At 64.4% G+C, this 24762-nt stretch carries 17 protein-coding genes; 15 read left to right on the top strand and 2 right to left on the bottom strand.

Translation table 11 applies throughout. The features are described 5' to 3' along the window. Window positions 1-34 precede the first annotated feature (34 nt). Both Y88_RS16665 and Y88_RS16660 read left to right on the top strand, forming a co-directional pair. Window positions 35-2047: an OPT family oligopeptide transporter gene (locus Y88_RS16665; RefSeq protein WP_232281127.1), complete on the top strand. Its 2013-nt coding sequence runs from the start codon at window positions 35-37 to the stop codon at window positions 2045-2047. Next, entirely contained in the window at window positions 2044-2715 is a 672-nt protein-coding gene (locus tag Y88_RS16660) for a GntR family transcriptional regulator (RefSeq protein WP_008071363.1), read from the top strand. The genes Y88_RS16665 and Y88_RS16660 overlap by 4 nt, the downstream gene beginning before the upstream one ends. Window positions 2716-2825: 110 nt before the next feature. On the opposite strand, the gene Y88_RS16655 is transcribed toward Y88_RS16660, so the two are convergent. Next, window positions 2826-5240 carry a TonB-dependent receptor gene (locus tag Y88_RS16655; protein ID WP_018075630.1) on the bottom strand — a complete coding sequence of 805 codons (2415 nt, stop codon included), beginning with the start codon at window positions 5238-5240 and terminating at the stop codon, window positions 2826-2828. Window positions 5241-5311: 71 nt separating this feature from the next. Then, on the bottom strand, window positions 5312-7264 hold the full coding sequence (locus tag Y88_RS16650) for a tetratricopeptide repeat-containing sulfotransferase family protein (protein WP_008071361.1): 1953 nt from the start codon (window positions 7262-7264) through the stop codon (window positions 5312-5314). Between the two features lie 448 nt (window positions 7265-7712). On the opposite strand from Y88_RS16650, the gene Y88_RS16645 reads away from it, so the two are divergent. The 13 genes from Y88_RS16645 to Y88_RS16585 all read left to right on the top strand — a co-directional run bounded on the left by Y88_RS16645 (window position 7713) and on the right by Y88_RS16585 (window position 24751). After that, complete coding sequence (locus Y88_RS16645) at window positions 7713-8909, top strand: acyl-CoA dehydrogenase family protein (protein ID WP_008071359.1); 1197 nt, start codon at window positions 7713-7715, stop codon at window positions 8907-8909. A gap of 3 nt (window positions 8910-8912) precedes the next feature. Beyond that, window positions 8913-10025: an acyl-CoA dehydrogenase family protein gene (locus Y88_RS16640; RefSeq protein WP_008071358.1), complete on the top strand. Its 1113-nt coding sequence runs from the start codon at window positions 8913-8915 to the stop codon at window positions 10023-10025. A gap of 99 nt (window positions 10026-10124) precedes the next feature. Then, entirely contained in the window at window positions 10125-10451 is a 327-nt protein-coding gene (locus tag Y88_RS16635; protein ID WP_008071357.1) for a hypothetical protein, read from the top strand. Window positions 10452-10651: 200 nt separating this feature from the next. Then, the gene (locus tag Y88_RS16630) at window positions 10652-12202 is read left to right on the top strand and encodes an acetolactate synthase large subunit (protein ID WP_198133367.1); all 1551 of its coding nucleotides are present in this window, start codon (window positions 10652-10654) and stop codon (window positions 12200-12202) included. Between the two features lie 228 nt (window positions 12203-12430). Next, a complete protein-coding gene (locus Y88_RS16625; RefSeq protein WP_008071355.1) occupies window positions 12431-13741 on the top strand; it encodes a sensor histidine kinase in 1311 nt (436 codons plus the stop codon). Continuing rightward, the gene (locus Y88_RS16620) at window positions 13738-14469 is read left to right on the top strand and encodes a response regulator transcription factor (RefSeq protein WP_008071347.1); all 732 of its coding nucleotides are present in this window, start codon (window positions 13738-13740) and stop codon (window positions 14467-14469) included. The genes Y88_RS16625 and Y88_RS16620 overlap by 4 nt, the downstream gene beginning before the upstream one ends. Window positions 14470-14595: 126 nt before the next feature. Further along, on the top strand, window positions 14596-17130 hold the full coding sequence (locus Y88_RS16615) for a TonB-dependent receptor (RefSeq protein ID WP_018075632.1): 2535 nt from the start codon (window positions 14596-14598) through the stop codon (window positions 17128-17130). Window positions 17131-17394: 264 nt separating this feature from the next. Beyond that, window positions 17395-20151 carry a bifunctional diguanylate cyclase/phosphodiesterase gene (locus tag Y88_RS16610; RefSeq protein ID WP_018075633.1) on the top strand — a complete coding sequence of 919 codons (2757 nt, stop codon included), beginning with the start codon at window positions 17395-17397 and terminating at the stop codon, window positions 20149-20151. A gap of 164 nt (window positions 20152-20315) precedes the next feature. Then, complete coding sequence (locus tag Y88_RS16605; protein ID WP_018075634.1) at window positions 20316-21305, top strand: quinone oxidoreductase family protein; 990 nt, start codon at window positions 20316-20318, stop codon at window positions 21303-21305. Further along, window positions 21302-21958: a 3-oxoacyl-ACP synthase gene (locus Y88_RS16600; RefSeq protein WP_232281126.1), complete on the top strand. Its 657-nt coding sequence runs from the start codon at window positions 21302-21304 to the stop codon at window positions 21956-21958. The genes Y88_RS16605 and Y88_RS16600 overlap by 4 nt, the downstream gene beginning before the upstream one ends. Window positions 21959-21961: 3 nt before the next feature. After that, window positions 21962-23023 carry a 3-oxoacyl-ACP synthase III family protein gene (locus Y88_RS16595; RefSeq protein ID WP_008071335.1) on the top strand — a complete coding sequence of 354 codons (1062 nt, stop codon included), beginning with the start codon at window positions 21962-21964 and terminating at the stop codon, window positions 23021-23023. Further along, window positions 23016-23657: an ABC transporter ATP-binding protein gene (locus tag Y88_RS16590; RefSeq protein WP_157132684.1), complete on the top strand. Its 642-nt coding sequence runs from the start codon at window positions 23016-23018 to the stop codon at window positions 23655-23657. The genes Y88_RS16595 and Y88_RS16590 overlap by 8 nt, the downstream gene beginning before the upstream one ends. Further along, window positions 23654-24751, top strand: a complete 1098-nt coding sequence (locus Y88_RS16585; protein ID WP_008071319.1) for an ABC transporter permease — start codon at window positions 23654-23656, stop codon at window positions 24749-24751. The genes Y88_RS16590 and Y88_RS16585 overlap by 4 nt, the downstream gene beginning before the upstream one ends. Window positions 24752-24762: the final 11 nt, after the last annotated feature.

Raw genomic sequence — 24762 nt, 5'->3', positions numbered from 1 at the left:
TAACTGGCATCCTGTCGGGGAAATCCTGCCGCTCATGGCTACTGTGCGTCCTCCGGTCGAACTCTCGCTGCGGGGGATTGTCCTCGGCTGCCTGATCACGGTCCTGTTCACCGCCGCGAACATCTATCTCTGCCTGCAATCGGGACTGACGTTCGCGTCCTCGATCCCGGCGGCGGTGATTTCGATGGCGGTGCTCAAGGTGTTCCGGGATTCCGGCATTCTTGAAAACAATATCGTGCAGACAGTGGCCTCCTCTGCGGGGACACTGTCATGCATGGTCTTCGTGCTGCCCGGTTTCGTGATGATCGGGTATTGGCACGATTTTCCTTTCTGGCCTTCGTTCTGGATCTGCGCGGCGGGCGGCATTCTCGGGGTCGTCTATTCGGTGCCCTTGCGGCGCAGTCTGGTGACCGGCTCGGACTTGCCCTATCCCGAAGGGGTTGCCGCTGCCGAAGTGCTGCGCGCGGGCGAGGGCACGCGCGGAAACGAAAACGCCGATGCGGGCGATGCTGCCGAAGCGCGACTGGGGCTGAAGGCGGTGATTACCGGCTCGATTTCCTCGGCGGTCATGGCCCTTCTGGTGGGAACCCGCCTGCTGGCATCGGAAATCGCCGGGTACGCCCGGTTCGGGTCGGCGGCGACCGGCATGACCGTCAATATGCAGCTCGCGCTTTTCGGTGCGGGCCATCTCGTTGGCCTGACCGGCGGGCTTGCCATGCTGGTCGGTCTCGGCCTTGCATGGGGTGTTGCGGTTCCGGTTATGACCATGACCCATCCGGCGGCGGGGCCCGCAGTCGATCTGGCCATGGACCTGTGGCGGCACAAAGTGCGTTTCGTCTTCGCCTCGGCTCTGGCGGTGACCTCGGTCTGGACCTTGCTGCGTCTCGCGCGTCCGGTTTTCCAAGGCATCCTCTCCGCCGTTGCCGCGCAGGCCCGTCGCAAGGCGGGCGAAGTCCTGCCTCTGGTCGAGCAGGACATGCCAATGAGCTGGCTCGGGGGGATCGTGCTGGTCCTGCTGGTGCCGGTGGCGCTGCTCCTGCACGGGTTCCTGGCGGGCGGTCCGCTGGCGCCGCTTGAAGTGCCGCTGATGATCGCGGGGATCGCGTTCGTCGCGATCACCGGCTTTCTCGTGGCGGCGGTGTGCGGGTACATGGCCGGGCTGATCGGTTCGTCCAACAGCCCCCTGTCGAGCCTTGCCATTCTGGGTGTGATCGGTTCGGCGGGCCTGCTGTCGATCGTGGTTGAACCCCATCTGGGGCCAGAGGCGCGGCCTTCGCTGGTGGCGCTGTCCTTGCTGGTGGCCGGGCTCGTGCTTGGTGTCGCCACGATCGCCAACGACAATCTTCAGGATCTCAAGACCGGGCAACTGGTCGGTGCGACCCCGTGGCGGCAACAGGTCGCTCTGGTGGTCGGCGTCATCGCCGGGGCGGTGGTCATTCCTCCGATCATGTCGATGCTCGGCCATGCCTATGGCTTTGCCGGAGTTCCCGGCGCCGGTCCCAAGGCACTGGCCGCGCCCCAGGCCGTCCTGATCACGACCCTTGCCGGGCAATTCATCGGCGGCACGGTTGAATGGTCGCTGCTCGGGGCCGGGGCCCTGATCGGGGTGGGCTTGATCGTGCTCGACGCGGTGCTCGAACGGCGCGGGGGAATGCGATTGCCGCCGCTGGCGATCGCCTTTGCCGGTTATATCCCGCCCGGCACCATTTCCATCGTCATCATCGGTGCGCTGGCAGGCCATTTCTATGAACATTTGGCTGATCGCAATGCGGCGAGCCCGCGTCAGGCAGATGTGATCCGTCGGCTCGGGGTCATTCTCGCCTCGGGCCTGATTGTCGGGGAAAGCCTGGTCAATGTCGTGCTGGCGGGACTTGTCGCTGCGGCCAAGGGGGGGCTTTTGAACGTGCCCGATACCGACTGGCCGCTTGCCGTGGTCGGGGCCGGGTTTGCGCCGTGGAGCGAAGGGCTTGCGATCATCGTGATTTTCGGCACGGTGCTGAGGCTCTACCGCTGGGCCGCACGTCTCGGGGCAGGCACACGGGCATGAGCGATCTGGCCGCCGTCGACCATGTCACGCTCAGCGATACGGTCTATCGCTCCTTGTGCGACGCCCTGATCGCCGGACAGTTTCAGCCGGGGGAGCGGCTCAAGATCCGGGACCTTGCTGACCAGCTTGGAACCAGTGTGACACCGGTGCGAGACGCGATCCTGCGTCTCACCACTGACGAGGCGCTGGTGTTCCGCTCTGCCCGCGACATCCGCATTCCGATCATGAACGAGGCGCGCTATCTCGAAATCCGCACGATCCGCCTGCGGCTCGAGGCGATCGCGGCAGAAGCCGCTGCGCAGATCGCGACACCGCGCGATCTCGATGCGATCGGTGCGCTCGTCTCTGAAAATGCCCTTGCCCTGAAGGCGCAGGATTACGCGCGCTGTACCGAGCTTAACCAGCAGTTCCATTTCCTGTTGCCGACCATCGCGCGGCTGCCGGTCCTGCACGGCATCTTGCGTCGCCTGTGGTTGCAGATGGGGCCGACCATCGCTCATTCCTATCCGGCGGGCGGCAGTTCGATGGTCGATTGGCATTATCCGGTGCTCGAAGCCTTGCGTAAACGCGATTCCACGGCGGCGGCGCAGGCGATCATGGACGACATTTATCACGGTGGCCTGACCATCCTGAGCCACGTACAGAAGCGGGCGACCGTCCCGGCCTGAGGGGCATTTCAAGACGCTGTTACGCTTTTTGCGTGATCGAAATCTCCAAAAGAGAAGGGCCGCGCGGGACATGTCCCGCGCGGCCCCTTTCCTTGGTGCTGTGCCTTGGTTCAGAACCGCTGCGACAGCTTCAGACCGAACTGCTGCGGCTTGGTCGGATAGACGCGTGCGTCGGCACGGCATTCCGCAAGGGCGCAGGCAGCGGCCTTGGACAGGATGCCGCGTGTATCGAACGCGTTGGTGATGAACGCTTCGACCTTGAGCGTCTTGAAATAGGCGCCTGCCGAGAAGTCGAAGGTCGTGAACGCGCCGGTGTATCCGAACTGGTTCACGGTTTCGCCGAGATAGTTCGTCGCCGGATAGACATAGCTGTCAAGCAGCGCGGCGCGGGTGCCGCTCTGGTGCGACACCGTTCCCTGCAGGAACGGCTTGTGCGGCGAATCGCGCCATTCGTAGCGAGCCGTCGCGTTCATCTTGAACTTCGGCGTCGCGGGAAGCTGGGTGCCCTTGGGCGTGCAGCCGCGCGAGTTGCAGAAGTCGTCGTCGAGATGTGCGTCGATGTAGGCCATCGAGCCGGTCAGCGAGAAGCCGTGGTTGTAGTAACCCGCGTCGCTTTCCACACCCATCACGACCGCGCCACCAGGGGCATTGAGCAGATAGGTCTGCCCGTTGGCACCGGGGAGCGAGAACTGGATCTTCGACCAGTTTTCCCGGAACAGCGCGCCGTTGAAGCGGATGTGGTTGTTGAACCAGGTCGTCTTCCAGCCCAGTTCGTAGTTGGTCAGGCGGTCCGCCTGATACGACGGGGTGCCCGCGCGGCGGTCGTTGCCGCCCGGACGGAAGCCGGTCGAATAGGTGAAGTAGATCATCTGGCGCGGGGTGATCTTCCACGCGAGGCTCGCCTTGTGGGTTTCGCCCGACTCCTGATAATCCTTGTTCACGCTGATGCAGGGGTAGAATGCGTCACTGGTCGGCGCGCACGACGCCTTGCGACCGGTGGCGCCGATCCCTGAGAACCCGTAAAGCGAGTTGTTGACATGGAAGCCGCGAATACCGGCCGTCAACGTCAGATGGGGCGTGATGTCCCACGATCCTTCGCCGAACAGCGCCGTGTCGCGGTCGACGCGATAGAGCCGCTTGAGGAAGATCACGTCGGGGAAGGCGTCGAGCGGCTGAATGGCCGTGTTGGGCGTGGGAACGCCGGTTTCGGACACGCCCGCAACGGTGAAGTCCGTCGCGATCTGGTCGGTCTGGCGCTGATAGAATGCACCGATGGTGACCTTGACCGGCCCCGTCGATGGCGAAGCGAGGCGCACTTCGTGCGTCTGCTTCGTGTAATGCATGTTGACGTATTCGAACTGATCCGGGTCGAGGTAGCCACCGTGACCGTCGGGGAACTTGGTGTAGTAGTAGTAGGTTCCCTTGGCAGCAGAACCTGCCGAGATCGAGTAGTGGTCGTAGGCGACCGAGTAGTACGAATAATCAAGCGTCTGGTGCTTGTGGCGGTCCATGTACCCGGCCGAGTACGTGAAGTCCCAGTTGCTGATCTTGCCCTGGATTGTACCCGCTGCCTGCACGAATTCGTCGCGGTTCACCTGACCGATGAAGTCGTGGACGGTCAGGTCACCTGCATTGGGATCGAACAGGAACGAGCCGTGCGAGATCTGCTTCTGGTAGATCAGCTGCGGGGTGACCGACCAGTCGCTGTCGAGATCGATCTTCAGCGTCGCGCGGCCACCGTAGGTGTCGACGTCGTTTTGGTTCTTGCCGACGTACTTGTCATTGTTGACCGTCGTCTTGGTGGTCGGGTCGCCGTCGTCGAGCTGGAACGTGCGTTCCTTGTAGGTGTTGTCGATGTAGCCGCCGTCATGCTCGTAATAGCCGACGAGACGGATCGCGACGTTGTGCGCGAGCGGCAGGTTGATGAACGCTTCGGCGGTGCCGCCCGCATTGCCCTTGCCGAACTTGTTGACCTGAAGGTCGTAGCCGCCTTCGATCTTGTCCATCACCGGCTTGTTGGTGATGATGCGCAACGTACCGGCAAGCGAGCTGGCACCGAACAGGGTACCCTGCGGCCCGGCGAGCGCTTCGACGCGGTTGATGTCGTAAAGGTGAAGGTCGATCGAGTTGCCGACCGTAGTCACCGGGATATCGTCGAGATAAGTACCGACGGTGGGGAGCGAGCCCACGTCGAGGCCGTCACCGCCGCTGTTGATGCCGCGGAAATAGACCTGGCTCTGGCCCGGACCGAACGAGTTGAACGACACCGACGGCAGCAGCTTCACATAGTCGTCGAAGCTCTGGACCTGATGCTGTTCAAGCGTCGCGGTGCCCAGCGCCTGAAGGCTGATCGGAACCTTCTGCGCGCTTTCGCTGCGGCGTGTCGCGGTGACGACGATTTCCCCCGGAGCGGCGGCGGCAGGCGTCTGCACGGCCGGCGCCTCTTGCGCGAAAGCAGGCATGGCCACCGACGACAACATCGCCGCGACCAGCGCGCCGCGCGCTGAAAGCAATTGATCCCTCATGAAAATCTGCACGGTTTTACCCCCTTTTTGCAGAGTGAAATATTTCGGCTGCGACCCCCCGCAACCTGAAGTCAGGCGTAAGGATATGTCTCCAGAACAGGGCCCAAAGCCTCGCGAAGCGGATCGAGCCAGCGGTCGAAGCGCTGCCATTGGTCCATCCCGTCGCGATTGATCGGGCGGCGGACCTGTTCGGAACTGGCGGTACGGACCGGGCGGCGGTTTTCGTGGAAGCGCAGGCACGCCGGATCGAAATCGACCCCGACATAGTCGAGCAGGCGCCGCACTTGCGCTTCGGTGTCCTCGATCACCGCTTCATGGAACACACGCAGGACCCGGCCGGGCAGGACCGTGTCGAAATGGTCCATCAGCCGGACATAGTCGGCATAATAGCGGCCCATCGTCGTGAGGTCGTAGGAAAAGGCCTGACCACGGGCGAAGTGCTGCTTGAAATTGGAATAACCGCAAGCGAGCGGATGGCGCCGCGCGTCGATGATCTTCGCATTGGGAAGGATCAGGTGAATGAGGCCGATATGCTGCCAGTTGTTGGGCATCTTGTCGATGAACAGCGGGCGATCGGTACGGCGCTGGATGCGCGTTTCACGCAAGTATTCCTCGCCCAGTTCGGCAAGCTTGTCCTTGGGTGACAGCGTTTCGGGAAACTTGCTCTCGAGGTGTTCGGCACCCAACCGCCGGGCGATCGCCATGATTTCGGGCAGCTCCTGCGTGCCTTCGATCATGGGGTGGCTGGCAAGGATCTGTTCGATCAGGGTCGAGCCGGCGCGCGGCATGCCGACGATGAAGATCGGGTCGGCCTTGTTGCATCCGCCTCCGGCCAGTCCGGCGAAAAAGGCGGGGGTCAGCGTGCGGATCGAACGATCGACGAGCGCGGACATTTCATCGGCATCGTAATGGAGTTCGGTGCGGCGCAGGCGATTGCCGTCGTCATAGGCGGCAAAAGCCTCTTCATCCTGCCCGAGATCCTCGTGCGCTTTGCCGATCGCGAAATGGAGGTGGTAGCGATCCTCGACGCTGAGCCGTTCGGCGCCGTCGGCAAGGGCGGATGTCATCGCGGCGATGTCCTCCTTGCCCAGATGGACCGTCTTGAGGTTGGCAAGGCTCCACCATGCTTCGCCATAGCCCGGTTCGAGCGCGATGCAGCGGCGATAGGCGTCGACCGCATCGGCCTGACGTCCGACGGTCTTGAGCGAGTGGCCGTAGCTCATCCAGATCTTGGATGCGGCAGGGTGGCGCTCGACCAGATATTCGTAGTGCGCAATGGCTGCATCGAGGTCGCCGATGCGACCGAGCGCGGCTGCGGCAAGGTTGCGGTACGAACTGTGGCGCGGCTGCTTGGCGAGCAGCAGGTCGAGTTGTTCGAGCGCCTTGGCATTTTCGCCGAAGCGGTAGAGCGCGGTGGCGAGATTGAAACGCGCGGTGTCGAAGCTGGGCGCCAGTTCAAGCGCATGTTCGAGCAGGTAGATGGCGTCGCGATAACGCCCGATCCGGCCCGCGACTTCGGCCAGCATGCGCAAGGCGGCGATGTCGGTGGGATGCTGTTTGAGGAATTGCTTGAGCAGGCGTTCGGCGACGGGGACATCGTTGCGCACCATGGCAACGGCGGCGGCCTGCAACTGGGGATCCTTGGCCTGGCAGCGCAATTGCTGCGCAAAGGCGAAGTCGGCCCCGCCGCTGTCGCCGAGCAGGACGAGCTGTTCGCCCAGAGCGCGCCATGCCTCATAGTTGTCGGGGCTGCGGCGGACGGATTCCCGCAGGGCGGTGACCGCTTCGTCGAGGCGGTGCATCCCTGCAAGGGCAAGGCCGCGCACGAGATGCGCTTCACCGCTGGCCGGGACCACGGCGAGAATTTCACGAGCCTGTTCTTCGGCAAGGCCGGGAGCCCGGTCGAGAAGATACCGCGCCCGTTCGATGGCGCGCGTGTAGCTGCCGGTGGCACCGGCAGGGAGTGCGAAGCTGTCGCTGCCGGACAAGCCGGTGTTTCCGCTCATGGCTTCATGATCCCCCATGAAATTCCCCTGATCCTTCCCTGCATTCCCCGCGCATTTGTGCGCCCGTCGTAACGCTATTGCCAAGTGTTCATGCACGCCCTCTATTCGATGGCGTGCGATGTGTGGTTACGATGCAACAACAAAATATCGTTTAATCAGTCGTTTATAGTTCCATTAATCCATTGTGGCAGAATTGGCCCATGCTCTATCGGGCTTAAAACACAGGGGCGTCGGCCGGATAATACGTCGTTAGACGTATGAGACGGGTTACATCGAAAAACCGTTCAGGCGGCCCCATGATGCATCATGTTGCGATTCTTGCTGTGATTTGGACCACGAACGGCGGTCTGTCCGGTTCATCGACCACGCTTGCCGAAATGGTCAGTTGCCTTCCGGGCTCGGTATGTTAATCGATTAATGAAATGGGGCGCCAAGCTCCGTTCGTGCATACCGGGAGAGCATCGCCATGGATCTGACATTCACGCCCGAGGAAGAGGCGTTTCGCGACGAAGTGCGCGCCTTCCTTGCTGAAAACCTGCCGCAGCGGCTTTCCGACAAGACGCGGCGGGGACAGCACCTGACCAAGGCCGAGCACGAGGAATGGCACGCCATTCTCAACAGCCGGGGCTGGTTCGCCAATCACTGGCCGGTTGATTGGGGAGGGCCGGGTTGGAGCGTCATGCAACGCTTCATTTTCGAGACCGAGACTGCGCTTGCCCATGCGCCGCGCATCCTGCCGTTCGGGGTTTCGATGATTGGCCCGGTCCTGTTGAAATACGGTTCGGAAGAACAGAAACGCAAATGGCTGCCGCGCATTCTCGACGGGAGCGACTGGTGGTGTCAGGGCTATTCCGAGCCGGGCGCGGGGTCGGACCTTGCCGGGCTCAAGACGAGCGCGGTGCGCGATGGCGATCATTATGTCGTCAACGGGCAGAAGACGTGGACCACGCTGGCACAGTTCGCCAACATGATGTTCTGCCTCGTGCGGACCTCGACCGAGGGCAAGAAGCAGGACGGGATCAGCTTTCTCCTGATCGACATGGCAACGCCGGGGATCGAGGTGCGGCCGATCCGCCTGCTTTCGGGCGATCATGAAGTGAACGAGGTCTTCTTCACCGACGTGCGTGTTCCGGTCGAGAACCTTGTGGGCGAGGAAAACCGCGGCTGGACTTACGCCAAGTACCTCCTGACTTATGAGCGGACCAATATCGCCGGGGTCGGCAGTTCGATGTCCGCTTTCGAGGAATTGAAGGAAATCGCCCGGACCGAGCGCCGCAACGGTCGTCCTCTCGCACAGGACCCGCATTTCGCCGCACGGCTTGCCCGGCTCGAGATCGAGCTGGAAAACATGAAGACGACGAACTTGCGCGTGCTGGCCGCCGCCGGGGCAGGGGCCGCGCCGGTCGCCGAAAGCTCGATGCTCAAGATCCGGGGCACCGAAATCCGCCAGCAGATCGACGACCTGATGCGCCGCGCGGCCGGGCAATTCGCGCGCCCGTGGGTGCCCGAGGCGTTCGAGGGCGGATGGAACGGGCAACCGGTCGGCCCCGACTGGGCGGGGCCCGTCGCCACGCAATATTTCAACAACCGCAAGCTGTCGATTTTCGGCGGATCGAACGAGGTCCAGCGCGAAATCATCACCAAGGCCATTCTGGAGCTCTGATCCATGGATTTTTCGCTGGGTGAAGACCGGCAGATGCTGGTCGATTCGTTGGGACGTTTCCTCTCCGACCGTTTTCCCTTTGCCGCCCGCAACGCGGTCGCGTTCGAGGGCACCGGGTGGTCGCGTGCGATCTGGACGCAGATGGCCGAACTCGGGGCGGTCGGCGCCCTGTTCGAGGAAAGCGTCGGCGGTTTCGGCGGCTCGTCGTTCGATGTCGGTGTCGTCTTCGGGGAAATCGGACGGGCGCTGGTCACCGGCCCCTGGCTCGCTGCGCTACAGGCGGGACATGTTCTGGCCGCAGCAGGAGAAGTCGAGGGCCTTGCCAGCCTGATTGCCGGGGAAAGCGTGATCGGTCTGGCCCAGGAAGAGGCCGGGACGGCGTTCGATCCTGCGGCCATCGAAACCCGTGCAACCCGGGTCGGCGATGGCTGGGTACTCGACGGCGTGAAGACGGTCGTTTCCTGCGCCGGCAGTCTCGACCGTCTGCTGGTCGTGGCGCGCGCGGGTGAGGGGCTGTCGACGTTCCTGGTGGACAAGAGCGCGCCCGGGCTCTTCGTGCGGGACTATCTCCTGGCCGATGGCGGTTCGGCCGGAGACGTCACGTTTGCGGCAACGCCCGGGGTGCCGGTGGGCGAGATCGGCCAGGCCGGGCCGGTGCTGGAACAGGCGCGTTCGCTCGCTCTGGTGGCGCTGTCATGGGAAGCGGTGGCGGTCATGGATACCTTGCGGGCCATGACGCTCGACTATCTGCGCACACGCAAGCAGTTCGGCATCCCCATCGGCAAGTTCCAGGCCTTGCAGCATCGCATGGCAACGCTCGCCCTGGAAATCGAACAGGCCCGCAGCGCCGCGATCAATGCCGCCGACCGTTATCGTGGCGACCGGCTGGAGCGTGAACGCGCAGCCAGTGCGGCCAAGGTGACGATCGGCAAGGTCGGCTCGCTCGTTGCCGAGGAAGCCATCCAGATGCATGGCGGGATCGGCATGACCTGGGAACTGGCGCTGTCGCATTATGCCAAGCGGCTGATCATGATCGGGCACGAACTGGGCGACGAGGATTTCCACCTCGCCCGATATATCGAGTTGGGACAGGAGGATGCGTTCGCCCTCGCGTGAACGGCGGGTGAAAGGATCTCTCACGCGCGGTTCAAAGGACTCGCGCCATATCCGGGGCGTCGGACGGAAAGACCGCGCCGACGTCTCGGAGAGAGAACCATGAAGTCCAAGTTGATCCTCGCCCTTGCCGGTGCCGCTTCGCTGCTGACGTTTGCCACGCCGTCGATGGCGGCGGACTGGGGTCAGCGTCACCCGCGGCAGGCCGAAGTCCTGGCACGCGAACATCACCAGATCCACCGCATCAATGCCGAACGCCGTCGTGGCGAAATCACCGGACGCGAAGCGCGCGCCCTGCGCGCCAGCGACCGCGCGATTGCCCGGCAGGATCGCGCCTATGCCCGTGCGAACGGCGGCCGGATCACCCGCGCCGAACAGCATCGGTTGAATGCCGAGGAAAACGCGACGTCGCGCGCGATCGGCCACTGAACCTTCGGGCGCAGATGTCCATATCTCCGGCGGGCCGGTTCGCTGTCATGGCGGACCGGCCCGCCGGTCGTTTTTGGCGTCGTTTCGGCGTCGTCTTGGGGGCGTTTTTGCACCGTTTTTTCCGGTTGACCAAAGGCTTGGCGAAGGCTCACGATACCGGTCATCAAGCATGGAAACGACAAGAGAGGAGCGACATGTCGATGAACGGGGCAGAGGCCTTTGTCGCCACTTTGCGAGCTTGCGGCGTCGATACCTGTTTCGCCAATCCGGGCACGTCCGAGATGCAGCTTGTCGCTGCCGTCGACCGGCAGGACGGCATGCGTGCGGTGCTCGGACTGTTCGAAGGGGTCGTGACCGGGGCTGCCGACGGCTATGCCCGCATGGCGGGAAAACCGGCGGTCACGCTGCTCCATCTGGGGCCGGGGCTCGCCAATGGCCTTGCCAACCTGCACAACGCCCGCCGCGCGGCCAGCCCGGTCATCAATATGGTCGGCGATCATGCGACCTATCACTTGCATTACAATGCGCCGTTGACGTCCGATGCTGCGGGTGTGGCAAGGCCGATGTCCGATTGGGTGCGGGTCGCGCATTCGCCGCGTGACCTGGCGCAGGCCGGGGCCGAAGCGCATCTGGCGGCGATGACCTATCCCGGACAGGTGGCGACGGTAATCGTGCCTGCCGACCATGCCTGGAGCGAGGGTTCCGCGCCGGTTGCCCCGCGCGTGCTGCCCGCGTCCCCGCGTGCGCCTGCCGAAGCGGTTACCGAGGCGGCCGAAGCCCTGCGTCACGCCGAGGGGCCTTGCGCCCTGTTTCTGGGCGGGCGAGCGCTGCGGGCCGATGCGCTCGATCTTGCGGGCAGGATCGCGGCGGCGACCGGGGCGAAGCTGGTTGCCGAGACATTCCCGGCGCGGGTGGAACGGGGCGCAGGCCGGGTTGCGGTCGAGCGTTTGCCCTATTTCCCCGAGCAGGGCGCCGACTATCTCGCCGCTTACCGGACTATCGTCTTTTGCGGGTGTGAGCCGCCGGTGGCGTTCTTTGCCTATCCGGGCAAGCCGAGCGAACTGGCCCCGCCCGAGGCTCGTCTCGTCCGGCTCGCCTCCTTGCGCGAAGACGCCCATGCCGCGCTTGCCGACCTTGCCGCCGTGCTGGAGGCTCCGACGGAACCGGCTGGCCGGGCGGTGCGGGCCGTGCCGGAGCTTGCCGATCCCGAACGGCTCGATCCTTTGTCCATCGGTGCGGTGGTTGCCGACCTGATGCCCGACAATGCGATCGTCACCGACGAAGGATTGACGGCGAGTGCGACGCTCTATGCCGCGACCGCTGGAGCTGCTCCGCACGACTGGCTGGTCATTACCGGGGGCGCCATTGGTCAGGGGTTGCCGCTCGCGACCGGGGCGGCCGTCGCCTGTCCCGATCGCCGCGTCATCGCGTTGCAGGCGGACGGATCGGGGCTCTATACCTGTCAGGCGCTCTGGACCATGGCGCGCGAGCGGCTCGACGTGACGGTCATCGTGCTCAACAATGCCTCGTACGCCATTCTCAACATCGAACTCATGCGGGTCGGCGTGCGCAATGCCGGACCCAAGGCACTCTCGATGCTCAGTCTCGCCGATCCGGTTCCCGACTGGTGCAGTCTTGCCCGTGGCTTTGGCATGGGCAGCGAGCAGGTCCGTGATGTTTCGTCCCTGCGCGCGGCGCTCGCCGGGGCACTGTCGCGCAAAGGTCCCTTTCTGATCGAAGCGATGCTCTGAGAGTTTCCTCGATATGACTGTTTTACGACGATTTATTGCCATGATTGCAAAATCTGCAACTAAAACCGCTTAACTCTCATTTGCGGGAATCGACGGCTTTACGCATAGGGAACGGGCCTTTCAGGCATCCTCTCCCAAAACTTCTCAGGGCTGGCGTTTCGTCAGCCCTTTCTTTTTGCCCACGGCGCGCATGCCGGGTGGCTCAGGAAACCTGTTGCAAATCGTCCGATGGGCGGCGAGCAAGGGCGCGTGATCTCGCGGACCGGTGACCTTTCCCCTTTCTGGCGCATGGGCGTGCCGCTCGCTGTGCTCGGCGCGTCCTTGCTCGGGTTGCTGGTTGCTTTCGTTTTCAGTCTTGCCGCCGTTTCGCACGGCTTCGAACATGCCCTGATCGCACAGCAGCAGGCGGCTCTCGTGGCCGACATCGCGCGCGATGCTGAAACGCGCAATCCCGAAGTCCTGCGGCAAAGCCTTGGTGCCTATCGCGACCTCGTCGCGGCGGAGGGCCGCTATTTGCGTCCCGGCGACCACACGGGACAGGAACGGGAAATGCGCCGGGCCAGCGAGCTTGCGGCGATGACTGCGGTGCCTGCCGAGCGCGCGCGGCTTGTCACCACGGTCAAGGCTATCGCGATCGACGAAGCGCGCGAAGTGAGTGCAGTGCGTGCCGAACTGGCGCGGGTCCGCCGTGAAACGGTTGCCTTTGCAGCGCTGCTCGCGGTCGTGGCGATGCTGACCGTGGTGGCGGGCGCCATCAGCTTGGCCCGTGCCAATCGCACGCTTGCCATCGAGGTGGTCGCGCGTCGTGCCGAACTCGACACCGTCGACCGTTCGCGCCGGTTGTTCTTTGCCAAGGCGAGCCATGAACTGCGCACGCCCGTGACCGCCATCCGCGTTCTGGCCGAGGTCGCGTTGGAAAGCGGTGGAGACGCGCAAGGGTGCTTGCATGACATTGTCGCGCAGGCCGGGTTCCTCGACCACCGCATCGCCGACATGCTGTCGCTGGCACAGGCGGGGGAGGGGCGTCCCAGCCTCGTGCTCGTTCCCGGCGATCTTGTCGGCGCGATCGACGCGGCCCTGGCGCAGGCCGCGGCCTATGCCCGCTCGATCCATGTCGATTTCGACTGGAGCCCCGCTCTTGCGCCGGCCATCGTTGCCTTCGATCAGCGGTGGCTGGCGCAGGCGATCCTGACCGTGATCGACAACGGGCTCAAGTATTCCGGGCCCGGCGACAGGTTGCAGGTCGTCCTGACCCGCGACGATGGGCAGGCAAGGATCGCGATCGCCGATAGCGGGCCGGGTATCCTGCCGCCAGACCTGCCGCGAATTTTCGATGCCTATTACCAGACCGAGGAAGGACGCGCGCGTGGGGGGAGCGGATTGGGACTGGCGCTCGCGCGATGGGTGCTCGAACAGCATGGGGGAGCGATCCACGCGGAAAACCGGGCCGAGACCGAGCCGGGCGCTTGCGGATGCCGGATCGTGATGACGCTGCCCTTGCTCGATACCGGCAGCGGGACCGCGACGGCGGCGGCATGATCCTTCTGGTCGAAGATGACGTCGCTATCGGGCGCGCAGTGGTGCAGGGGCTTGGCGCGCGGGGGCACGAGGTGCGCTGGTTGCGCCGTGCGTCCGGTGTGATCGAGGCGCTGGGCGAAGGGGGTGTCGCGGTGGCGGTGCTCGATCTCAATCTGCCGGACGGGGACGGCCTTGCCTTGTGCCGCGATCTGCGTGCGGCGGGGCATGGGTTGCCGGTGCTGATGCTGACCGCGCGCGGGACGCTCGACGACCGGCTCGAAGGGTTCGCGGCCGGGGCTGACGATTATCTGCCCAAGCCGTTCGCCTTTGCCGAACTGGCCGCGCGCGTCGATGTGCTCGTCCGGCGGGCGGCACAGCTTTTGCCGCAACCGGTCAGCCTTGGCACACTGAGCGTCGATCCCTTGCGCGGACTTGTCCTTCATTGCGGGGCCCCGCTTGCACTGGAGCCCAGGACCCAAGGCCTGCTCGCCCGGCTGGTCATGGCGCGGGGGGATGTGGTCGGGCGCGAGGCCCTGATCGATGCGGTCTGGGGCGCGGAAGCGGTGGTCGGGGCCAATACGCTCGACGCGGCGATCAGTGCCTTGCGGCGGCGACTGGCCGAGCTGGTTCCCGGCCTTGTGGTCAAGGCGATCAAGGGGCGCGGGTTCCAGATCGTCGCCCACGGCGATGCGCAGGCATCGGCCGGAATGGACGCTGGAAATCGACAAGAAGCCGATAAGTTAAACTGATCGACCTTTAGGATGAGACCATCCTGAGGAAATCCTCAGGATTTCGGTTCTCTCATCGCTTATCCGAAAAGGCAGGACCCGTGCTCGCCACAGGGTCGAAAAATTGCCGGAGCGGATAAGATCCTCGTGACCCACAAACACGTGCCCCACAAGTCTGCCTTGCTGTGCGCCTCGGCTCTTGCAGGTGTCCTTGCAATCCATGGCGCCGCCCATGCGCAAGAGACGCGCGGGGACCAGATCGTCGTCACCGCCCCGATTGCCAGCGATACCGTGGCGATCCGCGATACCCCCAACAATGCGCAAGTATTGGGCGCGGATGCTCTCGACCGGCAGCATCCCTCCAATCTTGCCGATCTGCTCAATGCCAATCTCGGCTCGGTCACAGTCAGCAACGGAACGGGCAGCCCGTATCAGTCCGACGTTTCCTATCGTGGGTTCCAGGCGACGTCGCTCCTGGGATCGCCGACCGGGCTTTCGGTCTATCTCGACGGCGTGCGGATGAACGAGGCCTTCGGATCGATCGTCAACTGGGACATGATCCCGCTCAATGCCCTGTCGCAAGTCCAAGTCCTGCCGGGGTCGAACCCCTTGTTCGGGCTCAACACGCTGGGCGGTTCGCTGGTGCTGGCGACGAAGAACGGCGCTGACAATCCTGGCGCGACCGTCACGCTTCAGGGCGGATCGTACAATCGCCGCGTGGTTCAGGCTGAAGCGGGGGGCACGCTCGCCAATCGTACGATCGACTGGTTCGTTGCCGGGAACTACGACGCGCAGGACGGCTATCGCTGGTACACCGACACCGATGTGAAGCAGCTTTACGGCAAGCTGCGCTGGCACGGCACGGCCACCAATGTCGAACTGGGGGTGATCTGGTCCGATACCTCGCTCAACGGGACACAGGCACTGCCGCTCTCGATGCTGGGCAATCCCAAGGCGGCCTATACCTGGCCCGACAATGTTTCGAACAACCAGCTGGTCATCAATCTCAAGGCCGACACCCGGCTTTCCTCGACCGCGCGGCTCAGTGGCAACGTCTATTACCGGCGCGCCTCTTCGCATTCGAGCAACAGCAATGCCGATCTGGGCGATGCTTGCGACGAAAGCGAATATGATTGCTCAGCGCTTGCCCCGGGCGGGACCGCGCGCGATCTCTATGCCTCGAACCCTTATGCTGCCGGGCAGGACGAGGCTGCGGGGTTTGTCGGTTATAACGGCAGCCTGCCGCTGCATGACTATACCAGCGGCATCAACACCACGGTCGTCTATTCCAACCTGTCGCAGCACGTTTTCGGCGGCAATCTGCTGCTCGACGTCGATGCCGATGCTTTGGGCCTTTCCCACGATCTCAACGTCGGGGGCAATTTCGAGACTGCTTCGGTCGGGTATGACCAGAACACCGTGCTGGCGCGGCTGGTGAATTACGCGACGGTGCCCGAGGCGTGGAACACGCTCTATTCCAGTGCGGACGGGTTCAAGGGCAGCAACGTCATCAACGGCCTTGGCGTCTCTTCGCACAGCACCTCGTTCAACGTGTTCGCCCGCGATGTCGTCGAACTGGCACGAGGTCTGAAACTGAGCGCATCGGTCAGCTATACGCATACTCATCTGTCGCTGTCGGGAACGAAAGACACTTATCTCGACAGCAGCGGGGCCTTCACCTGGACCGGCGCAGACGGGCAGACCTATTACAATCCGTCCTATCTGGGCGCGAGCTATTGGGACGGGGCCGACGGCACGCTTGCCACCGCGACGGCGCCCGACGGCGCGATTGCGGGTCCCGAAAGTGCGCCGATCGTAGGCTCGCACAATTGGCATCGGGTCAATCCTTCGGTCGGGCTGACATGGAATCCCGATCAGGCGATCGGCTTCTTTGCCAGTTACAGCGAAGCCATGCGCGCGCCGACGGCAATCGAACTTGCCTGTGCCGATCCGGCGACACCCTGTGCCCTGCCGACCGGGTTCAACGGCGATCCCGAGCTCAAGGCCGTGGTCGCCCATACGGTCGAAGGCGGTTTGCGTGGTTCGTTCGGCAAGGCACACCACGCGCGCCTGGGCTGGAGCGTTTCGGCCTATCGAACCCTGCTCGACAACGACATCCAGTTCATTTTCGGCTCTTCGGGCCTCGGCTATTTCGCCAATGTCGGCAAGACCGAGCGCAAGGGCGTCGATCTGGGCGTCACGGCCGATTTCCGCCATCTGCATCTGGCGGCGAGTTATGGCTATGTCGCGGCGAGCTATCGCGAGAATTTCACCGATGCGAGCGGCGACATGGTGCAGCCGGGGGACCGCATCACCGGTATTCCGTCGCATTCGTTCAAGCTGCGCGCGGTCTATCAGCCGATCCGCAAGGTGACGATCGGGGGTAACCTGATCGTGGTGTCGAGCCAGTTCGCCCATGGCGACGAAGCCAATCTCGACCCCGTGGTTCCCGGCTACACGATTGCCAATATCGACGTGCATGTCTTGCCCACATCCCGGCTCGAACTCTTTGCGACGATCGCCAACCTGTTCGATCGTCACTATGCGACGTTCGGCGTGATGGGCACCAACATCTACACCGGCAACGACGAACAGTTCCGCACGCCTGCTCAGGGCCGCTCGGTCATGGGCGGCTTGCGTTACAGCTTCGGCAAGGCCGTCGCCGCCACCCAGCTCGATTGATTTCCCGTTCCCCCCGAAGCCCGTTCCCCCGAAGGCAGTCTCCCCCCGGACTGCCTTCCCCCTCTTCACTTCGGCTGTGCCTCCCCTGAGCGCAGTTGGGGTGAAGAGGGGTTCGCCCCTGCGTTCCCTCTGACGACCTCCTTCCCGATCGATGGGGCAAAGGACAGCGTTGGCGATATTTTAACGGGCAATGGGCAGTTTGCCGCCGTCGCGATCAAGACGACGCAAAAAAATCCTTCGGGAAACGAGAAATCGGACTGCAGAATGCTCAAAATCTACCTTTGCACGGTGGATCACCACCAGCATTGGCTCGTCGCGCTTGCGGCTTTTATCTGCTTTGCAACGGCGGTCAGCGGGATGTTGCTGTTCCGTGAGGCCAGTCGGTCGGGCGCGCGCAACTGGTTGCTCGCGGCGGGTGGCACCGCCGGATTTGGCATCTGGGCGACCCATTTCGTGGCGATGATGGGGTATCTTCCCGGCTTCGAGGTCAGTTATCGCTTGTGGCCGACTGTCGGTTCGCTCGCTCTGGCGGTCGTCCTGATCACGGCGGGTTTTGCCGTCGCCCTGCGCTTCCCGACGCTTGTCGGAGCCGCTCTGGCCGCCGCGATCACCGGGTCGGGGGTGGCTGCCATGCATTATCTGGGCGTCATGGCCATGGATATGCCTGCGCTCGTGCGCTTTGATGCAGTTTATCTTGCATTGTCCGTCGTGCTTGCGATTGCGCCGCTCATCCCGGCCTTTCATCTCGCCCGGTCCGAACGTCATGTCCTGCCTGCCTGTCTCCTGCTGACGCTTGCGGTTGTCGGGCTTCATTTCACCGGCATGACCGCGATCGAGCTTGTCCCCTCTCGCCGCGCCGCGAGCGATGTGATCCTGCTCTCGCAGCAAGTCATGACATGGCTGGTCAGCGTCGCTGCGGGTCTTGTCGTCATCATCTGCCTCTCTGCGCTCGCCCATGTTCGCCGGGTGCAGGGGATCGTTCGCCAAGGCGAACGCGACATGGCGGTGATCGTGAACGGGATCAGTGATTGCGCGATGTTCATGCTGACCCCGGACGGGATCGTGAAGGCGTGGAACAAGAGCGCGCAGCGGCTCAACGGATATGCCGAGGCCGATGCGCTCGGGCTGTCGCTCGAGAGGTTCTATGCCGGGGAAGGGCGTCCGTCCTGCTTCGCCTGCAAGGCGCTCGACGAAGCGAGGCATGATGGCCGTTACACTGGCGAGGACTGGTCGCTGCGCAAGGACGGCACGCGCTTCTGGTCGCATGTGACGATCGAACGCGTGATCGATGCCCGCGAGCGGATCGTGGGCTTCATCGTCATCATCCGCGACATGACACGCGCGAGGGAGGATCAGGAACGCCTGTCCGAAACGCGGGCGCATCTCGATACCGCACTCGACAACATGTATCAGGGCCTTGCCCTGTTCGACGCGAGCCAGCGGCTCGTTCTTCATAACGACCGGCTTTGCGAACTGTGGTCCTTGCAAGAGGGGGTCTTGCGCCCGGGCATGACGATTGCAGAGATCGTCCCGGTGATGATGGCGCGGGCCCATGTCGACGATCCGGGACGGACGCGCACCGCCCTTGAAAGCGCGATGAGCCCCGTTGCCGCAGGGACGACGGTCATTGAGTGCCGGGCCGATTTCATCGTTTCGGTCGCGACCCGTCCGCTTGTGCAGGGGGGATGGGTGTCGACGTTCGAGGACATCACCGAACGTCGCCGCAACGAGGCCCGGATCGTTCATCTTGCCATGCATGATCCGCTGACGGGTTTGTCCAACCGTGCCCACTTTGCCGAGCAATGTGCACGGGAAATGGATTATTCGGCGCGTCTGGGCCAGAATTTCGCGCTGGTCATGATCGACCTCAACGGGTTCAAGGGGATCAACGACCGCTGGGGCCATGCCGAGGGCGATCGTGCGATTGTCGAGATCGGCCATCGGTTGCAGGCCTGCTGCGTCGAAAGCGAAACGGTCGCCCGGCTGGGCGGCGACGAATTTGCCGCCGGAAAATGTTTTGCGAGCCAGGCGGATCTGTCTGATTTCGTCGATCGCCTGCGGGCCTGTTTCGACGATGATCTGGCAGGCGAAGGCCACCGGATCCCTATCGGGGCCAGCCTTGGCGTCGCGGTGTTCCCGAGCGATGGCGCGGATCTCGAAACCCTGATGAACAATGCCGACCTTGCCATGTACCGGGCCAAGAACGGGCGGGGCGAGCATATCTGCTATTATCAGCCGGGCATGGATGAGAATGCCCGGACGCGGCGGCAGCTTGCGACCGAATTGCGCCATGCGATCGAACGCGACGAATTCCATCTCGTCTATCAGCCCCAGCACGCCGTGCAGTCCGGGGCGGTGATCGGGTATGAGGCGCTGTTGCGCTGGGTCCATCCCAAGCGGGGCTTGGTAAGCCCGGACGAGTTCATTCCGATCGCGGAGGAAACCGGGTCGATTTACGCGATCGGCGAATGGGTTCTGCGCGAAGCCGCGCGTGAAGCCGCACAGTGGGATCCCGACCTCAAGATCGCGGTCAACTTGTCCCCGGTACAGTTGCAGCAGGCCGATCTGGTCCAGACGATCACCGACATCCTGGTGGATGCGGGCTTGCCGCCGCGCCGTCTCGAACTGGAGATCACCGAAAGCGCGATCATCGGCGACCGGACGCGGGCGCTGCACCTGCTGCGCCAGATCAAGGCACTTGGCGTCGGTATCGCCATGGACGATTTCGGCACGGGCTATTCGTCGCTCGACACGCTTCAGGCTTTCCCGTTCGACAAGATCAAGATCGACAAGTCGTTCGTGTTGAAAGCGGTCAGCAACCATCAGGCGACCGCCATCGTGAGGGCGGTTCTCGCTCTCGGGCGGAGCCTCGAGATACCGGTCCTTGCCGAAGGGGTGGAGACAGAGGAGCAACTGGCCATGCTGGTGCGCGAAGGCTGTACGGAAGCGCAAGGGTACTATTACGGCAGGCCCCGACGGCTGAAACCCGAACAGGCACCGGTCGTCACCGAGCACGGCTGACCGGCTGCGCAATTTTCTTGGCGGAGCGTGTAGCCACAGGGGCGCCTGCTGCGAAGTGAACCTTGAAGCCGGGATTGGTCGCTGTCCCGGACGCACAAGGACACGCGCATGATCCCCAATCCCCGTTTCGTCAGTTCGTGGTCGTTCGGGCGGAGGACGCCCGCATGAAAGTCGTCGAGTTTGCCGCCTTTGGCGGGCCCGAGCAGCTGCGTCTGGCCGAGCGGGACGATCCGGTCGTGGGACCGTGTCAGGTGCTCATCGCGATCGTTGCGATCGGGGTCAATTTCTCCGACGTCTTGATGCGGCAGGATCGCTATGCCGCGACGCCCACGCTTCCCGCCGTCCTCGGATCTGAAGTCGCTGGTGTGATCGAGGCGGTCGGGGGCGAAGTGTCCGGGTTCTGTCCCGGTGATCGGGTGGCGGCGGCGCTCTTCGCGACCGGGAACGGCATGGGCGGCTATGCCGAACTGGTCGCCGTCGATGTCGATTGGGTGGCCCATGTCCCCGCCGATGTGACGTTTGAGGAAGCCGCCGCCGCGATGGTGACGGGGCTGACGGCGCGGCTCCTGCTCGACCGGACGTCCGTGCGCGGCAAATCGGTGCTGATCACGGCGGCGGCCGGTGGTGTCGGCTCGATGCTGGTGCAGATGGCGCGTTTCGATGGTGCCGCGCGGATTGTCGCTGCGGCAGGGGGAGAGGCCAAGCTCGCGCTGGCCCGCAATTTCGGAGCCGATGTCGCCGTCGATTATCGTGTCGAGGGATGGAACGAGGCTGTGCGGGCCGCGGTCGATGGCGGGGCGATCGACGTGATCATGGAATCGACCGGGGGCGACGTGATGCGCGACGCTTTCGGTCTCTTGGGCGCGTCAGGCGAACTGGTCATTTATGGTGCGCTCAATCTCCACGATTTCGACCTCGGCGTGCCCGAACTGCGCCGGATGATTTTTCTCAACCAGTCGGTCACCGGCTTTGCGCTGGCGCCCTTGCTCAATCCTGCGCTGTTTCGCGAGCGTCTGGCCGCTGTCTTTGTCGCGATCGCCAGCGGCGGGGTCGACACGTTTATCAGCGGTCGTTTCCCGCTTGAAAATGCTGCGGACGCCCACGCCTTTATCGAGGCGCGCAAGTCCATGGGCAAAGTCCTGCTTTTGCCATGACGAGGCAGGCGCCCTGCTTTGGCCGCCACCCCGTGGCACTCGTTGATCGGGGGAGGGTGGGACATGGCCTTGCCTCGGCTGAGGCACAGGCGCTCGCCGACCTCCTGCCGCTGCTGGCTTGTGGAGAGGAAGCTGCGGCCATCGCTTTCGTGCGGTTGGCCCAGCGGCAGGAGGGCACGCTCGCCGCGACGCTTGCGGCGATCGGTGTCGAAGAGGACGTGCATCAGGCCTTGCTCGCAGCACTTGGCGAAATGTTGCCCGAACCGGATCGCGGGGGCGAACAGCGCCGCGTAGCCCGACGGTTTCACCAGAGCCTGGCCGCCGACGGGCCGCTTGTGCATCTGGCGCGGATCGCGGCGGTCGATGCGGCAACCTGCACGATCCTGTCGCGGATGCTTGCGCGCGGGCGTCCCTTGGCGCGCGACCCGCGCACGTTCGCGCTCTTTTCGCAGATCCGCGCCGATGAGGCACGCCATGTCGCCAGTGCCCGCGCGGCCGTCGCAGGACAGGGTGATTTTCGCAGTGCCGCCGCAGAGGCGCGAGCAGGGCTTGCCCGTCTGATCGCAAGCGGAGGCGAAGCGTTCGAGCGGCTCGGCGTCGATCCAGACCGGCTTGTGCGCGATGTCGGCGTCCTGCCGCAAGGGCTGGTTTGAGCCATGGCGCCGCCGTGGCGTTCGCGGGGATCGCTTGCGGTCCTTGGCATGGGCGTGGCGCTGCCGGGGGAGCCGCTGGGGACGCAGGATCTGATCGAGCGGATCGCGCCCCATGCTCCGGGATTGCGGGCGGGGCAGGTGCAGGCCGCAGCCCGGCGGCTCGCGATCCGCACCCGCCATGTCGCACGCGATTTTACCCGGCGTGTCGAGCCCGCGCGGGCCGGTGCGCGCAATCCGGAACTGGCCGCGCAAGCCTTGCGCAGGGCTCTTGCCGAAGCCGGGCTTGCGGTCGGCGATCTCGGTTACCTCATCGGTCATACCGCGACGCCCGCGCGGCCGATTCCGGGCAATGTTGTCGAAGTGGCTGATCTTGTCGGCTATGCGGGGCCTCACGTCGAATTGCGGCAGGCCTGTACCGGTTTCGCCAATGCCCTGATGATCGCGTTCGGTCTCTTGGCGAGCGATGACGCCCGGCCGGTCGCAATCGTGGGGTCGGAGACGGGCTCGTGCTTTTTCGATCCGGCCGACGCGATTGCCGATCCGGTGCAGCGGCTCAATCTGGTGCAGATGGGGGATGGTGCCGGGGCCATCGTGCTCGGTCCGGCAAAAGCGGTAGGGCAGAGGCTGCATTCGGCCTGGTTCGGCGCGATCGGGCTTGGACGCGAGCCGGGACTGTCGATGCGGCAGGGGGGCGCCGATGATCCGGCGCCCGATCCAGGCCCCTTGCGCTTCACGCAGGATTATCAGGCGATTGCCGCCTCGGGTGCGGACTTGTTCGAGCACGGGATGGCCGCTGCCGGACCTGCCGCGATCGCACAGGCCGATTGGGTCGTTCCGCATCAGGCCAGCGGTCGGATCGGTGGGCAGGTCGCGCGCCATTTCGGCCTTTCCCCGGATCGGATCTTCGTCAACGCGGACCGGGTCGGGAACACCGGATCGGCGGCGATCTGGATCGCACTCGCCACCTTGCGTGCCGATTTGATGGCGCCGGGCGAACGGACGCTGGTTCTCGGGGCCGAAGCCACCAAGTTCATGCACGGGGGCTTTACCTATGAGCATGGCTGACCCCGTCTCGGTGCGGGATCTGGCGGCGCGTTATCGCGGGCGGACGGTGATCCGGGGCGTTTCCTTCGTTCTGCGGGCGGGGGAAAGGCTCGCCCTGACCGGCGCGAACGGCAGCGGCAAGACGACGACCTTGCGGATGCTGGCGGGGCTGGTCGCGCCGGTCGCGGGCAGCGGTCATGTGTTGGGGGCCGATGTGCGGCGTTTTCGCGCCATTCCGCGCGGCAGGATCGGCTATATGCCCCAGACGATAGGGCTCTACCCCGAGCTTGATGTGTGGACCAATCTGCTCTTTCGCGCGCGGGTTCTGGGGCTGGCCGATCCGGCCGGGGTCGTGGCGCGCGCGCTCGACAGCCACGGTCTTGGCGATCATGCCCGAACCCGTGTCGGGCATCTGTCGGGAGGGTGGGCGAGAAGGGCGCAATGGGTCGCCTCGGTGCTCCATCGCCCGCCGTTGCTGCTGCTCGACGAACCGACCGCAGGGCTCGACAGTGCCACGCACGGGGAATTTCGGAGCTGGCTCGACAGGTTCGCAGCAGACGGGCACGCGATCGTGCTGATCACTCACAATGCCGTCGATCTTGCCACTTGCGATCGCGTTCTGCATTTCCGCGATGGCCGGGCTGATCCCGTATGAATGCGATTGCGGCGATCGCGCGCCTCGAATGCATGAGGCTGCTGCGGGCGCCGACGACGCTTTCGCTGCTGCTGGTTCTGCCCCTGCTGCAACTGATCCTGTTCGGTCATGCGATCCGTCCGGATGAAGCCCGGCTGACCGTGGTGGTGGCAGGGCCCGACGATCGCGAAACCGCCGAGGTGCGGCGGCGGATCGGGATGGACGCGGGCCTTTTCGTCGTTGGCGCCGACTTGCCTGCGGGGGCTGCGGAGCAAGCGGTTCGCGACGGGCGCGCAGCGATCGGGATCGAGCTTCCCCGGCGGCGGTCGTTTGCCGATCCGCTCGCCCCTTTGCGTCCGGTCCGGCTGGTCGTCGATGCAGCCGAACCGTCGGCGACCGATCTCGGGACGGCCCGTCTCGAGGCGGCCTATTGGAAGGCGCAGGCGACCCGCGATCCTGCCGCGCGCGCCCTTTCTCCCGAGATCGTCCGGCTCTACAACCCGCAGACGCGCGCGGCCTATGCGTTCCTGCCCGCTCTGGTCGGGGTTGCGGTGATGATCGCCATGGTTCTGCTCGGCTGCCTCAGCCTTTCCCGCGAACGCGAGGCGGGAACGTGGGAGACTCTGATGGCGCTGCCGACCGGACCGTGTGCGATCGTTCTCGGTAAGCTGGTGCCGCACATGGCGCTCGGGACCGTGCAGGGTATTCTGGTTCTTGCCGGAGCGGTGCTGGTGTTCGATGTGCCGGTACGGGGGCCGATCTGGGCGATTGTCCTTCTCCTGCCGTTTTTTGCTGCGGCGCACTTTCTGACCGGATTTGCCCTTGCGGCGCGGGCGCGGACCCAGGTTGCGGCCTTGCAGGGGGCCGTGGGGTTCTATCTTCCGGCTCTGTTGCTGTCGGGCTTTCTTTATCCCTTCGCGACCTTGCCCGGCTGGGCGCAGGCGATCGGCCGTCTCTTGCCGCTGACGCCGTTCATTGCGGCGGCGCGCGACGTGCTGGTGCGGGGGCGTGGATGGCACGTCGCGGGGCAGGCGTTGGTCCCGATCGCATCGTTTGCGGTGGCAGCAGGTCTCATCGCGGTGCTTTTGCAAGTGAAGCGGTCCGGTCGACTGTAACGGAGGAGGTG

Origin of the sequence: Novosphingobium nitrogenifigens DSM 19370, assembly GCF_000192575.1 — a bacterium.
GTDB lineage: Bacteria > Pseudomonadota > Alphaproteobacteria > Sphingomonadales > Sphingomonadaceae > Novosphingobium > Novosphingobium nitrogenifigens.
This window is presented reverse-complemented; position numbering and strand designations above follow the sequence as displayed.